This window comes from Streptomyces sp. NPDC034103 (genome assembly GCF_055575395.1).
Map to the genome: position 1 here is coordinate 132,684 of NZ_JBVISS010000003.1, position 14,178 is coordinate 146,861.

At 71.7% G+C, this 14,178-nt stretch carries 12 protein-coding genes; 7 read left to right on the top strand and 5 right to left on the bottom strand.

Annotated features, from left to right (window positions below; translation table 11 throughout):
• The first annotated feature begins 126 nt into the window (after positions 1-126).
• The 6 genes from ACZ56U_RS06730 to ACZ56U_RS06755 all read left to right on the top strand — a co-directional run bounded on the left by ACZ56U_RS06730 (position 127) and on the right by ACZ56U_RS06755 (position 8,234).
• The gene (locus ACZ56U_RS06730) at positions 127-2,577 is read left to right on the top strand and encodes a bifunctional SulP family inorganic anion transporter/carbonic anhydrase (protein WP_469082962.1); all 2,451 of its coding nucleotides are present in this window, start codon (positions 127-129) and stop codon (positions 2,575-2,577) included.
• Between the two features lie 301 nt (positions 2,578-2,878).
• The gene (gene acs / locus ACZ56U_RS06735) at positions 2,879-4,837 is read left to right on the top strand and encodes an acetate--CoA ligase (RefSeq protein WP_469082963.1); all 1,959 of its coding nucleotides are present in this window, start codon (positions 2,879-2,881) and stop codon (positions 4,835-4,837) included.
• 159 nt (positions 4,838-4,996) lie between these two features.
• A complete protein-coding gene (gene nhaA / locus ACZ56U_RS06740; protein ID WP_469082964.1) occupies positions 4,997-6,433 on the top strand; it encodes a Na+/H+ antiporter NhaA in 1,437 nt (478 codons plus the stop codon).
• 78 nt (positions 6,434-6,511) lie between these two features.
• Complete coding sequence (locus tag ACZ56U_RS06745) at positions 6,512-7,000, top strand: phage holin family protein (protein WP_469082965.1); 489 nt, start codon at positions 6,512-6,514, stop codon at positions 6,998-7,000.
• Positions 6,997-7,923, top strand: coding sequence for an alpha/beta fold hydrolase (locus ACZ56U_RS06750; protein ID WP_469082966.1), 927 nt, complete (start codon positions 6,997-6,999; stop codon positions 7,921-7,923). The genes ACZ56U_RS06745 and ACZ56U_RS06750 overlap by 4 nt, the downstream gene beginning before the upstream one ends.
• Before the next feature lie 128 nt (positions 7,924-8,051).
• Positions 8,052-8,234, top strand: a complete 183-nt coding sequence (locus ACZ56U_RS06755; RefSeq protein WP_469082967.1) for a hypothetical protein — start codon at positions 8,052-8,054, stop codon at positions 8,232-8,234.
• A gap of 14 nt (positions 8,235-8,248) precedes the next feature.
• On the opposite strand, the gene ACZ56U_RS06760 is transcribed toward ACZ56U_RS06755, so the two are convergent.
• The 3 genes from ACZ56U_RS06760 to nth all read right to left on the bottom strand — a co-directional run bounded on the left by ACZ56U_RS06760 (position 8,249) and on the right by nth (position 11,252).
• Positions 8,249-9,448, bottom strand: a complete 1,200-nt coding sequence (locus tag ACZ56U_RS06760) for a MarP family serine protease (RefSeq protein ID WP_469082968.1) — start codon at positions 9,446-9,448, stop codon at positions 8,249-8,251.
• A 48-nt stretch (positions 9,449-9,496) separates the two neighbouring features.
• Complete coding sequence (locus ACZ56U_RS06765) at positions 9,497-10,186, bottom strand: NUDIX hydrolase (protein WP_469082969.1); 690 nt, start codon at positions 10,184-10,186, stop codon at positions 9,497-9,499.
• 73 nt (positions 10,187-10,259) lie between these two features.
• The gene (nth, locus tag ACZ56U_RS06770) at positions 10,260-11,252 is read right to left on the bottom strand and encodes an endonuclease III (protein ID WP_469082970.1); all 993 of its coding nucleotides are present in this window, start codon (positions 11,250-11,252) and stop codon (positions 10,260-10,262) included.
• Between the two features lie 276 nt (positions 11,253-11,528).
• Between nth and ACZ56U_RS06775 the strand changes: the two genes are divergently transcribed.
• Positions 11,529-12,203, top strand: a complete 675-nt coding sequence (locus ACZ56U_RS06775) for a Crp/Fnr family transcriptional regulator (RefSeq protein WP_058924095.1) — start codon at positions 11,529-11,531, stop codon at positions 12,201-12,203.
• 201 nt (positions 12,204-12,404) lie between these two features.
• On the opposite strand, the gene ACZ56U_RS06780 is transcribed toward ACZ56U_RS06775, so the two are convergent.
• Together ACZ56U_RS06780 and ACZ56U_RS06785 are read right to left on the bottom strand one after the other, a co-directional pair.
• Complete coding sequence (locus ACZ56U_RS06780) at positions 12,405-13,235, bottom strand: MBL fold metallo-hydrolase (RefSeq protein ID WP_469082971.1); 831 nt, start codon at positions 13,233-13,235, stop codon at positions 12,405-12,407.
• 31 nt (positions 13,236-13,266) lie between these two features.
• Positions 13,267-14,136, bottom strand: coding sequence for an NUDIX hydrolase (locus ACZ56U_RS06785; protein ID WP_469082972.1), 870 nt, complete (start codon positions 14,134-14,136; stop codon positions 13,267-13,269).
• Positions 14,137-14,178: the final 42 nt, after the last annotated feature.

Below are 14,178 nucleotides of genomic sequence, written 5' to 3' on the forward strand. Positions count from 1 at the left end.
TTCGTTTACCGAGCGTAGATGCATCCCGCCGCTGCACGCCGTGACCCACGGCCGCGACCCGACCCCCCGGCACCGCCGGGGGACCACCTGTTCCGCGACCGCGCCGCCCCGGAGGAGACGGGAACTATGTCCGCATGTGTCCCCACCCGCACCGCCGACCCGAGTCGGACCCAGCGCACTCACCGACCCCACAGCCCACCGCCGTCCGGGCCCCGCCGCTTCCGTGTCGCGGGCGCCGACGTGTCGGCCTCGATCGCGGTCTTCCTGATCGCCCTGCCCCTGTCCCTGGGCATCGCCCTCGCCACCGGCGCGCCCCTCCAGGCCGGCCTGGTCGCCGCCGCCGTCGGAGGAATCGTGGCCGGCCGGCTCGGCGGTTCCCCGCTCCAGGTCAGCGGCCCCGCGGCCGGCCTCACGGTCGTCACCGCCGACCTGATCCACCGCTACGGCTGGCGCACGACCTGTGCCATCACGGTCCTGGCCGGCCTCGCCCAACTGGGCCTGGGCTGCCTGCGCGTGGCGCGCAGCGCGCTCGCCGTCAGCCCCGCCATCGTGCACGGCATGCTCGCCGGCATCGGCGTCACCATCGCGGTCGCCCAGGTGCACATCGTCCTCGGCGGCACCCCACAGAGCTCCGTGCTGGCCAACCTCCGGGCGCTGCCCGCGCAGTTGGCCGAGGTGCGTCCCGCCGCCGTGTCGGTGAGCGCCCTGACCCTGGCCCTGCTGCTGCTCTGGCCGCGCATCCCCGGCCGGGCGGGCGCCCTGCTGCGGAAGATCCCGGCCGCACTCGTCGCGGTCACCGGGGCCAGCGCCGCTGCCGCGCTCGCCGGGCTGACGCTGCCCATGGTCGACCTGCCCTCCTGGAGCAGCCACGCCCTGGCCGGGCTCCCCGAGGGTCCGGTGCTCGGCCTGGTCGCCGCCGTGCTGACGACCACGCTGGTGTGCAGCGTGCAGTCGCTGCTCGGCGCGGTCGCCGTCGACAAGATGGCGGCCGGGCGGCCCGGACCGGCCGGCCGTGTCCGGCGCTCGGACCTGGACCGCGAGCTGCTCGGCCAGGGCGCCGCCAACATCGTCTCCGGCTCGCTCGGCGGACTCCCCGTCGCCGGGGTCGCCGTGCGCAGCACCGCGAATGTGCACGCGGGTGCCCTGAGCCGGAACTCCACGATGCTGCACGGCGTTCTCGTAGTGATCGCCGCGCTGCTGATGGCCCCGGTGCTCGAGCTCATCCCGCTCGGCTCGCTCGCCGCCCTGGTGATGGCCGTCGGCATCCAGATGGTGTCCCTGCACCACATCCGCACGGTGACCCGCCACCGAGAGGTCCTGGTCTACGCCGTCACCACCCTCGGCGTGGTGGTCTTCGGCGTCCTGGAGGGCGTCACGCTCGGCATCGCCGTGGCCGTCGGCGTCGCCCTGCACCGCCTCACCCGCACCCGCATCACCCACGACGAACGCAACGGAGTCCATCACGTACACGTACGGGGGCAGTTGACCTTCCTCGCGGTGCCCCGGCTCAGCCGGATCCTGCATCTGGTGCCCCAGGGCACGTCGGTCGTCGTGGAGTTGGACGGCTCCTTCATGGACCACGCGGCGTACGAGGCACTTCAGGACTGGCAGAACACGCACACCGCGCAGGGCGGCACCGTCGAACTGACCGGCCGCCGGAACGGGGTCCGGATCGCGGAGCCCGGTGAGGTCGCCTACGCCACCACCGAGGGGACGGAGACCGGGAGCATGCTCGCGCCCGGCTCCACCAACCGTGGTGCGGCCGCCGGTTGCCGCTGTCGCCCCTGGACGCCCTGGCGGAACCACCAGTGCGAGGACCCACGGTCCACGCCGACGTCCGGCCGGGACCCCGGGCCGTCCGACGGACCGCTCGAGGCAGGTCGCGACGGGTCCGGTCCCATCGGTCCCAGCAGGCACGAACTGACGCGCGGCATCAGCGCGTTCCAGCGCAACACCGCTCCCCTGATCCGGGGCGAGCTGGCCCGGCTGGCCCGGGAAGGGCAGCGGCCGGCGCAGCTCTTCCTCACCTGTGCCGACTCACGGCTGGTCACCTCGATGATCACCTCCAGTGGTCCGGGCGATCTGTTCGTGGTGCGCAATGTGGGCAACCTCGTCCCGCCGCCCGGCGAGGAGAGCGGCGACGACTCGGTGGCGGCCGCGATCGAGTACGCGGTGGACGTGCTGAAGGTGCGGTCCATCACGGTGTGCGGGCACTCCGGGTGCGGGGCCATGCAGGCGCTGCTCACCTCCGAGCCGGGGGTCGCCCGGACGCCCCTCAAGCGGTGGCTGCGGCACGGGCAGCCGAGCCTGGAGCGGATGGCCGACGACAACAGGCCCTGGGCCCGGCTCGCCGGACGGGCACCCGCCGACGCCATCGAGCAGCTCTGTCTGACCAACGTGGTCCAGCAGTTGGAGCACCTGCGGGCGCACGAGTCGGTCGCCCGGGCGCTGCGGGAAGAGGAGCTGGAGCTGCACGGGATGTACTTCCACGTGGGCGAGGCGCAGGCGTATCTGCTCACCGGGACGAGCGGGGACGGCGTGTTCGACCACGTGGAGGCGGCGGACGTGCCGGCGTGAGGAGAGGGGGGTGGGCGGCCCGGCTCACGAGGCCGCCCAGCCTCCCGCCCACCACTTCCGTGACCGTGCTCGGGGATCGCGGGCGCGAAAGACGTGACGAGGGGTGAACTGTGCCTGGTCGGCGTACGTGGGTACGAGTGGGCCCGGCCGTCGACCTCGGCGTCTGACCTCGACGAAGAAACAGACCCTCACAGGTCTAAACCAATTTTCGAACCGCCCTTGTCAGCGCACCCCCCGGTCTGATGAGCTGTGGCCTGGGACACAACGGTCGCCCCGGCAAAGCACCGTAAAGGGAGATGTCGTGAGCAACGAAAGCCTGGCCAACCTCTTGAAGGAGGAGCGACGCTTCGCGCCGCCCGCTGACCTGGCCGCGAACGCCAACGTCACGGCCGAGGCGTACGAGGAGGCCAAGGCTGACAGGCTCGGCTTCTGGGCCACGCAGGCCCGTCGGCTGACCTGGGCCAAGGAGCCGACCGAGACGCTGGACTGGTCGAATCCGCCGTTCGCCAAGTGGTTCGCGGACGGCGAGCTGAACGTCGCGTACAACTGCGTCGACCGGCATGTCGAGGCGGGCAACGGCGACCGGGTCGCCATCCACTTCGAGGGGGAGCCCGGCGACAGCCGCGCGATCACCTACGCCGAGCTCAAGGACGAGGTCTCCAAGGCCGCGAACGCACTGCTGGAACTGGGTGTCCGGAACGGCGACCGGGTCGCCGTCTACATGCCGATGATCCCCGAGACGGCGATCGCGATGCTGGCCTGCGCCCGCATCGGCGCCGCGCACTCGGTGGTCTTCGGCGGCTTCTCCGCGGACGCGCTCGCCACCCGCATCCAGGACGCCGACGCCAAGGTCGTCATCACCTCCGACGGCGGCTACCGGCGCGGCAAGCCGTCCGCGCTCAAGCCGGCCGTCGACGAGGCCCTCACCAAGGTCGACAACGTCCAGCACGTGCTCGTCGTCCGCCGGACCGGCCAGGAGGTCGCCTGGGACGACAGCCACGACGTCTGGTGGCACGAGATCGTCGACCGGCAGTCGGCCGAGCACACCCCCGAGGCCTTCGAGGCCGAGCAGCCGCTCTTCATCCTCTACACCTCGGGGACCACGGGGAAGCCCAAGGGCATCCTCCACACCTCCGGCGGCTACCTCACCCAGGCCGCCTACACCCACCACGCCGTCTTCGACCTCAAGCCGGAGACCGACGTCTACTGGTGCACGGCCGACGTCGGCTGGGTCACCGGGCACTCGTACATCGTCTACGGGCCGCTCGCCAACGGCGCCACCCAGGTCATGTACGAGGGCACGCCGGACACCCCGCACCAGGGCCGCTTCTGGGAGATCGTCCAGAAGTACGGGGTGACGATCCTCTACACGGCACCCACCGCCATCCGGACGTTCATGAAGTGGGGCGACGACATCCCCGCGAAGTTCGACCTCAGCAGCCTGCGCGTGCTGGGGTCCGTGGGCGAGCCGATCAACCCCGAGGCCTGGATCTGGTACCGCAAGCACATCGGCGCCGACCGCACCCCGATCGTGGACACCTGGTGGCAGACCGAGACCGGCGCGATGATGATCTCCCCGCTGCCGGGCGTCACCGAGACCAAGCCGGGCTCGGCCCAGACCGCGCTGCCCGGCATCTCCGCGACGGTCGTCGACGACGAGGCCAACGAGGTTCCCGACGGCGGTGGCGGCTACCTGGTCCTCACCAAGCCGTGGCCGTCGATGCTGCGCACCATCTGGGGTGACGACCAGCGGTTCCTCGACACGTACTGGTCGCGCTTCGAGGGCAGGTACTTCGCCGGCGACGGCGCGAAGAAGGACGACGACGGCGACATCTGGCTCCTCGGGCGGGTGGACGACGTCATGCTCGTCTCCGGCCACAACATCTCCACCACCGAGGTCGAGTCCGCGCTCGTCTCGCACCCCTCCGTCGCCGAGGCGGCCGTCGTCGGCGCCGCGGACGCGACCACCGGGCAGGCGATCGTCGCCTTCGTGATCCTGCGCGGCACGGCGAACGCCGAGGACGAGGGCCTCGTCGCCGACCTGCGCAACCACGTCGGCACCACCCTCGGCCCGATCGCCAAGCCCCAGCGGATCCTGCCGGTGGCCGAGCTGCCGAAGACCCGCTCCGGCAAGATCATGCGCCGCCTGCTGCGGGACGTCGCCGAGAACCGCCAGCTGGGTGATGTCACCACCCTGACCGACTCCACGGTCATGGACCTCATCCAGGCGAAGCTCCCGGCCGCGCCCAGCGAGGACTAGGCAGCAAGGGGGCGCCCGGCGCGACACAGCGCCGGGCGCCTCTTTTGGGCGCACCATGGAAATTAGGTAAACTAAGGAAAACTAGCGTGACCCCATAGGTGTGCCGGGAAGTCTGGTCGGCGAGCAGCTCCGCCCTACCCCCGACCGGAGGTCCCCCCGATGGCCGCGCCCCGCACTCCCCTCCCCCGCAAGGCCTTCGGTCGGCTCTCCCTGCCCGAGCGGACCTTCGTCACGGACGCCCTGCGCACGGAGACCGTGGGCGGCGTGCTGCTCCTCGTGGCCGCGATCGCGGCGCTGATCTGGGCGAACGTGCCCCCGCTGCGCGACAGTTACGAGAGCGTCAGCCACTTCCACCTCGGCCCCGGATCCCTCGGCCTGAACCTCTCCCTCGCCCACTGGGCGGCCGACGGCCTCCTCGCGATCTTCTTCTTCGTCGCCGGCGTCGAACTCAAGCGCGAACTGGTCGCCGGTGACCTGAAGGACCCCAGGGCGGCCGCGCTGCCCGTGGTCGCGGCCCTGTGCGGGATGGCCGTACCGGCCCTCGTCTACACCCTCACCAACCTCACCGGCGGCGGCTCGCTCGCCGGCTGGGCGGTCCCCACGGCCACCGACATCGCCTTCGCGCTGGCCGTGCTCGCCGTCATCGGCACCTCCCTGCCGAGCGCCCTGCGCGCCTTCCTGCTCACCCTCGCGGTGGTCGACGACCTCTTCGCGATCCTGATCATCGCCGTCTTCTTCACGGCCGAGATCGACTTCGTCGCCCTCGGGGGCGCGGTGGTCGGCCTGGCCGTCTTCTGGCTGCTGCTGCGCACGGGCGTACGCGGCTGGTACGTGTACGTGCCGCTCGCGCTCGTCGTCTGGGGCCTGATGTACAACAGCGGCGTCCACGCCACCATCGCGGGCGTCGCGATGGGCCTGATGCTGCGCTGCACCACCCGGGAGGGCGAGAAGCACTCTCCGGGCGGGCGCGTCGAGCATCTCGTACGTCCCCTCTCGGCGGGGCTGGCCGTCCCGCTGTTCGCCCTGTTCAGCGCCGGTGTCCCGGTCTCCGGGGGCGCGCTCGGCGAGGTCTTCACCCAGCCCGAGACGCTCGGCGTGGTCCTCGGTCTGGTCGTCGGCAAGACGCTCGGCATCTTCGGCGGGACCTGGCTGACCGCCCGCTTCACCCGCGCCTCGCTCAGCGACGACCTCGCATGGGCGGACGTCTTCGCCGTGGCGACCCTCGCCGGCATCGGGTTCACCGTGTCCCTGCTCATCGGCGAGCTGGCCTTCGACGGCGACACGGCCCTCACCGACGACGCCAAGGCGGCCGTCCTGCTGGGCTCGCTCATCGCCGCGACCCTCGCGACCGTGCTGCTGAAGGTCCGCAACGCCAAGTACCGGCGGATGGTCGAGTACGAGGAGCGCGACGAGGACCGCGACGGCATCCCGGACATCTACGAGGAGGACGACCCGGCGTACCACCTCCGGATGGCCGAGATCCACGAGAACAAGGCCGCCGAGCACCGCCGGATCGCCGAACTGAAGGCCGCCGAGCGGGCACGGCTTGCCGAAGTGACGGGCGGGGCAGGCGAGGAGGACGACCGTCGGGCATGATCTGACGGGACGGTACAAAAGTCTTCTCCGTACCCGGAGAACCCCAGTCAGGCACACGGCAGATTCAGGGAGAACGCGATGAGCGCACCCGACGGCAGCCCGGTCGGCGCCGAACGCAGCATCGGCCAGCTGTTCGCCTCGGCGACGACCGAGATGTCCGCGCTGGTGCACGACGAGATCGCGCTGGCGAAAGCCCAGCTCAAGCGGGACGTGAAGCGCGGCGCCACGAGCGGCGGCGCGTTCATGGTGGCCGGCGCCGTGCTGGTGTTCTCGCTGCCGATGCTGAACTTCGCCCTCGCGTACGCCATCCGGACCTGGAGCGACTGGAACCTCGCGGTCTGCTTCCTGCTGTCCTTCGCCGCCAACGTCCTCGTCGCGGGCGTGCTCGCGCTGATCGGCGTGGTCTTCGCGAAGAAGGCGAAGAAGGGTGGCGGTGCGCAGAAGACGGCCGCGTCGATGAAGAAGACGGCGGGCGTCCTGCAGAACGCCAAGCCGCACCCGCGGCCCGAGCTGGCCCAGAACCGTGTGCCGGAGGCCATCGAGGCTGTGGCACGCTCATCGTCATGACCGACCCCGCCACGCCCGCCTCAGTAGTACGACCGGACGGGCCCTGGACCCATCGCGAGGTGGCCGCCAACGGCGCGCGCTTCCACATCGCCGAGATGGGCGACGGGCCGCTGGTCCTGCTGCTGCACGGCTTTCCGCAGTTCTGGTGGACGTGGCGGCACCAGCTGCCCGCGCTCTCCGACGCCGGGTTCCGGGCCGTCGCCATGGACCTCAGGGGCGTCGGCGGCAGCGACCGGACCCCGCGCGGCTACGACCCGGCCAACCTCGCCCTCGACGTCACCGGCGTGATCCGCTCGCTCGGCGAGCCGGACGCCGCGCTGGTCGGCCACGACCTGGGCGGATACCTGGCGTGGACGGCGGCCGCGATGCGCCCGAAGCTCGTACGACGGCTCGCGGTGGCGTCGATGCCCCATCCTCGGCGCTGGCGCTCGGCGATGCTCTCCGACGTCAAGCAGACGCGCGCCGGTTCCTACATCTGGGGGTTCCAGCGCCCCTGGGTCCCGGAGCGGCAGCTCACCGCAGACGACGGCGCGCTGGTCGCCCGGCTGATGCGGGACTGGTCCGGCCCGGTGCTGCCGGACGACGACGCGGTGGAGACGTACCGCCGCGCGATGTGCATCCCGTCGACCGCGCACTGTTCGATCGAGCCGTACCGGTGGATGGTGCGCTCGCTGGCCCGCCCGGACGGCATCCAGTTCAACCGGCGCATGAAGCGGCCGGTGCGGGTGCCGACGCTGCATCTGCACGGCTCGCTCGACCCGGTGTTGCGCACGCGGAGCGCGGCCGGCTCCGGCGAGTACGTCGAAGCGCCGTACCGCTGGCGGCTGTTCGACGGGCTCGGGCACTTCCCCCATGAAGAGGATCCGGTCGCTTTCAGCACCGAACTCATCAACTGGCTGAAGGACCCCGAACCCGATCGGTGACCGCGCGGGCGCGCCCGGCACCCCCGGACTGAACACCTGTCCTACGAACAGCCAATTGCCCGGCGCATAGGCCAATTGGGGGCCCTGGGGGCGATTATCGACCTTGGGGCAGGGGCACACGTCCGGGTATGGGCTGGACGCACGACTACAGTGACGTGGTACGCAACCGCCGCTCGGGCAACGGCCTGAGCCCCCACCTGCGAGGAGGGGCCCCGCACCAGCCGGGGACGGTCCTCCGAGTGGGCATCCCGCACATCCTGCGTCGTCGGGCCCGCTGGGTCTCGGTGCGCCTGCGTCACCCCCGAGGCTGACGCCCCTCGCGCCCTCACAGCGCGCAGCTGTCGCTGTCCACCTGCTGGTTCGCGGTACGGCCCTTGTCGATGTCCTCCTGGATCTCGTCCGCGGTCAGCGCGTACCCGGTCTCGGCGTTGTCCAGGGACTTCGCGAAGACCACGCCGTACACCTTCCCCTCGGGGGTGAGCAGCGGGCCGCCGGAGTTGCCCTGGCGGACGGTCGCGTAGAGGGAGTACACATCACGGTGCACGGTGCCGCGGTGGTAGATGTCCGGGCCGTTGGCCGGGATGCGGCTGCGCACACGCGCGGCCCGGACGTCGTACGCGCCGTTCTCCGGGAACCCCGCGATGATCGCGCCGTCGCCGCTCCTGGCGTCCGTGGGCGTGAACTTGAGCGCCGGCGCGTCCAGGTCGGGGACGTCGAGGACGGCGATGTCGCGCTGCCAGTCGTACAGGACGACCGTCGCGTCGTACTTCCGGCCCTCGCCGCCGATCTGGACGGTGGGTTCGTCGACGCCGCCCACGACATGCGCGTTGGTCATGACGCGGCGCTCGCCGAAGACGAAGCCGGTGCCTTCGAGGACCTTGCCGCAACTCTGGGCGGTGCCCATGACCTTGACGATGGATCGCTTGGCGCGGCCGGCGACCGGGCTGTTCGCCAGGGCCGGGTCGGGCGGCTGGACCTCGTTGATCGGCTCGTTGGAGAACGGGCTGAAGACCTGCGGGAAGCCGTTCTGCGCGAGGATCGAGGAGAAGTCCGCGAACCAGGTGTTCGCCTGCTCGGGCAGGGCCCGCGCGACGCCGAGGAGCACCTTGGAGCTACGGACCTCCTTGCCCACCGTGGGCAGGGTGGTGCCGGCGAGGGCGGAGCCGATCAGCCATGCCACCAGGAGCATCGCGACGACGTTGACGAGGGCGCCGCCGGTGGCGTCCAGGGCGCGGGCCGGGGACCAGGTGATGTACCGGCGGAGCTTGTTGCCGAGATGGGTGGTCAGGGCCTGGCCGACGGAGGCGCAGACGATGACGACGACGACCGCGACGACCGCGGCGGTCGTGCTGACCTCCGCGTTGTCGGTCAGCAGGTCCCAGGCGACGGGCAGCAGGTAGACCGCGACCAGGCCGCCCCCCATGAAGCCGATCACCGACAGGATGCCGACGACGAAGCCCTGGCGGTAGCCGACGATCGCGAACCACACGGCGGCGACCAGCAACAGGATGTCCAGCACGTTCACCGGTTCAGGCCTCGCCTCATCACACGACACAACACGGCAGACACCCTGTCATGACCGCCAGTCGAGCGGGACCTGCTTCTCCCGGTCCCAGGGGCGCTCCCAGCCCGAGTAGTGCAGCAGACGGTCGATGATGCCGGCCGTGAAACCCCAGACCAGGGCCGATTCGACCAGGAATGCCGGACCTCGGTGACCGCTGGGGTGCACGGCGGTGGCCCGGTTGTCGGGATTCGTGAGATCCACCACGGGGACCGTGAAGACCCTCGCCGTCTCGTTGGGGTCGACCACCCCGACCGGGCTCGGCTCCCGCCACCAGCCGAGGACCGAGGTCACGACGAAGCCGCTGACCGGGATGTACAGCTTGGGCAGCACCCCGAAGAGCTGGACGCCCGCCGGGTCGAGGCCGGTCTCCTCCTCGGCCTCCCGCAGGGCGGCCCTGAGCGGCCCGTCACCCTCGGGGTCGCCGTCCTCCGGGTCGAGGGCACCGCCGGGGAAGGAGGGCTGCCCGGCGTGGGACCGCAGCGAGCTGGCCCGCTCCATGAGCAGCAACTCGGGGCCCCGCTCGCCCTCGCCGAACAGGATCAGCACGGCCGACTTCCGCCCCGCCCCGTCCGCCGGCGGCAGGAACCTGCTCAACTGCACCGGCTCGACCGTCTCGACGGCCCGCACCACCGGGTCCAGCCACTGCGGCAGGCCCTCTGTGCTCAAGTCCACGCCCTGCGTGTCGCTCGCGCGCGTCATCGCCACCCCCGTCCTCGCGAGTCCAACGCCCCGCGGCCCCGAGATCGTTCCTGGGCCCCTGCCCCACGGCGTGTCATGCGGCCCCCAGCGGCGGCGCGGGTTTCCCGCCCGCGTCCAGATACGCCTGCGGCGGGTTGAGCCGCTGCCCCGGGAAACCGCCCTTCTCGTACTTGAGGAGCTTCGCCGCCTTCTCCGGATCCGTCTCGCCCTCGCCGTACGCCGGGCAGAGCGGGGCGATGGGACAGGCGCCGCAGGCGGGCTTGCGGGCGTGGCAGATGCGGCGGCCGTGGAAGATGACGTGGTGCGAGAGGTCCGTCCAGTCGCTCTTCGGGAACAGCGCGCCGATCGCGGCCTCGATCTTGTCGGGGTCGGTCTCGGCGGTCCACCGCCAGCGGCGCACCAGCCGCTGGAAGTGCGTGTCCACGGTGATGCCGGGCCGCCCGAAGGCGTTGCCGAGGACGACGAACGCGGTCTTGCGGCCGACGCCGGGCAGCTTCACGAGGTCTTCGAGCCGGCCGGGGACCTCGCCGCCGAACTCCTCCACCAAAGCCTTCGACAGCCCTATGACCGACTTGGTCTTGGCCCGGAAGAACCCGGTCGGGCGCAGGATCTCCTCGACCTCCTCCGGGTTGGCCGCGGCCAGGTCCTCGGGGGTCGGGTACCTGGCGAAGAGCTGGGGGGTCGTCTGATTGACCCTCAGGTCGGTGGTCTGGGCGGACAGCACCGTGGCGACCACGAGTTGGAAGGGGTTGTCGAAGTCCAGCTCGGGGTGGGCGTACGGATACACCTCCGCGAGCTCACGGTTGATTCGTCGGGCACGCCGGACCAGAGCGGTGGGCGACTCGGCCTTCACGGGCTTCTCAGGCGTCCGGGCCTTCGCGGGCTGCACGGCCTTCACAGGTTTCGCGGCGTCGGCGTTCTCGGCCGGGCCCTTTCTCGCCACCGTCTTTTTCACGGGGACCTTCTTCTCGGCAGCCCGCTTCACCACCGCAGGAGCCTTTTTCACCGCAGCCTTCTTTGTCACTTTTGCCGTTTTCTTTCCGCCACCGGGGTCCTGTTCGCCCACAGCGGAATCGCGACGTACAACCACCCGCCCAGCCCCCTCGGCCTGTGCTCTCACCGGCGATTTGGACACCCGGCCAGCCTAGAGCCCGGCACCGACAATCGCCCCGGGCCCCGAAGATCGGCCCCCGATTGGACCCCTGCCGCTTACCCCGGGACAGGTGTGCGGCATCCTTGTGACAGATCACACTGTTTGGACCGTCCGGCAAAACGGGGAACACGGTCCCCTGGTACCAAGGGGGAACAAGATCCCCTGAGCAGGTCGACAAGGAGAGAACTCGTGGACGACGTCCTCCGGCGCAACCCGCTCTTCGCGGCTCTCGACGACGAGCAGGCCGCGGAGCTGCGCGCCTCCATGAGTGAGGTGACCCTCGCGCGTGGCGACTCCCTCTTCCACGAGGGCGACCCCGGCGACCGGCTCTACGTCGTCACCGAGGGCAAGGTCAAGCTCCACCGCACCTCCCCCGACGGCCGCGAGAACATGCTCGCCGTCGTCGGCCCCGGGGAACTCATCGGCGAGCTGTCCCTGTTCGACCCGGGCCCGCGCACGGCGACCGCCACCGCGCTGACCGAGGTCAAGCTGCTCGGCCTCGGCCACGGCGACCTCCAGCCCTGGCTGAACGTCCGCCCCGAGGTCGCCGGCGCCCTGCTGCGCGCCGTCGCGCGCCGGCTGCGCAAGACCAACGACCAGATGTCCGACCTCGTCTTCTCGGACGTCCCCGGCCGTGTCGCCCGCGCGCTGCTCGACCTCTCCCGCCGCTTCGGCGTGCAGTCCGAGGAGGGCATCCACGTCGTCCACGACCTCACGCAGGAGGAGCTGGCCCAGCTGGTCGGCGCCTCCCGCGAGACGGTCAACAAGGCCCTCGCCGACTTCGCCCAGCGCGGCTGGCTCCGCCTGGAGGCGCGTGCGGTGATCCTGCTGGACGTGGAGCGGCTGGCCAAGCGGTCCCGCTGACGCCCGATCCCGTCCGCACGACATTCAGGGCCCCCTCTCCCCGAGAGGGGGCCCTGTGCGCGTGGTCGCACAAGCGCCCCGCCGCGCACAGGCGCGCGTGCACGGCATCGGGGCATCCCGCCCGCGCGGACACCCTTGGCCGGCATCAAGGCAGCCCGCCCTCCCAGACACGCGTGCCCGGCGGGAAGGTCAGGACAGGGCCTAGATCAGCCCGTGCTCCTCCAGGTACTCCAGCTGGGCCCGTACCGACAGTTCCGCCGCCGGCCACAGAGAACGGTCCACGTCCGCGTACACGTGGGCGACGACCTCGCCCGGCGTCCGGAAGCCGTCCTCCACGGCCGTCTCCACCTGGGCCAGCCGGTGCGCGCGGTGGGCGAGGTAGAACTCCACCACCCCCTGGGCGTCCTCCAGGACCGGCCCGTGGCCCGGCAGGACCGTGTGGACGCCGTCGTCGACCGAGAGGGACCGCAGACGCCGCAGGGAGTCCAGATAGTCGCCCAGGCGGCCGTCGGGGTGCGCCACGACCGTCGTACCCCGCCCCAGGACCGTGTCGCCCGTCAGGACCGCCTGATCGGCCGGGAGATGGAAGCACAGGGAGTCCGAGGTGTGCCCGGGCGTCGGCACGACCCTCAGCTCCAGGCCGCCCACCCGGATCACGTCCCCGGCGGCCAGCCCCTCGTCGCCGAGCCGCAGCGCCGGGTCCAGGGCCCGCACCTTCGTGCCGGTCAGCTCGGCGAAGCGGGCGGCGCCCTCGGCGTGGTCCGGGTGACCGTGCGTCAGCAGCGTCAGGGCGACCCGCCGGCCCGCCCGCTCGGCGGTGTCGACCACGGTGCGCAGGTGCCCCTCGTCCAGGGGCCCCGGGTCGACCACGACGGCCAGCTCGGAGTCGGGCTCGGCGAGGATCCAGGTGTTGGTGCCGTCCAGGGTCATCGCGGACGCGTTGGGCGCGAGGACGTTGACGGCCCGCGCGGTGGCGGGGCCCGAGACGACCTCGCCGCGTGGCCGGCCGGGAAGGGCCGCTGCGTCGGTCATGCGGGGATTCCTTCCAGCGTCGACCGGGCCGTCATGCGGGGGCTCCACCGGTCGGGATGTGCTTGGTGAACTCGTCGTGCCCCGGCCAGGACAGCTCGATCCGGTCCCCGTCGAGATGGGCCCGGGCCAGCACGGGGGTGAGGTCGCGGTCGGGGGCCGCGGTGAGCGCGGCGCCGGCCGTGCCGTACGTCGTCAGCTGGCGCAGGGTCGCGATGGTGGGCGGCATCATCAGCAGCTCACCCTTGTCGTACGAGGACGCCGCGTCCGCCGGTCGGATCCACACCGTGCGGTCGGCCTCCGTGGAGGCGTTGCGGGTGCGCTGGCCCTCGGGGAGGGCGGCGACGAAGAACCAGGTGTCGTAACGGCGGGACTCGAACTCGGGGGTGATCCAGCGGGTCCAGGCGCCGAGCAGGTCCGAGCGCAGGACCAGACCGCGGCGGTCCAGGAACTCGGCGAAGGACAGCTCCCGGGCCACCAGGGCCTCGCGGTCCGCCTCCCACTCCGCGCCCGTGGTGTCGCCGACCACCGAGTCGGGGGTGGGCCCGGCGAGCAGCACGCCCGCCTCCTCGTACGTCTCGCGTACGGCCGCGCAGACGATCGCCTGGGCCGCCGCCTCGTCGACGCCGAGCCGCTCGGCCCACCACGCGCGCGTGGGTCCCGCCCAGCGGATCTGGTGGTCGTCGTCACGGGGGTCCACCCCGCCGCCCGGGTACGCGTACGCGCCTCCGGCGAAGGCCATGGAGGCGCGTCTGCGCAGCATGTGCACGACGGGACCGGCGTCGGTGTCCTTCAGGAGCATCACGGTCGCCGCGCGCTTGGGGACGACCGGGGTGAGCGTGCCGTCGGCGAGCGCCCGGATGCGTTCCGGCCAGTCCTGCGGAAACCACTGCCCATTCGCCATGGGCGGAGGCTATCCCGTGGTGCGCGAATGTTCGAGAGGTGA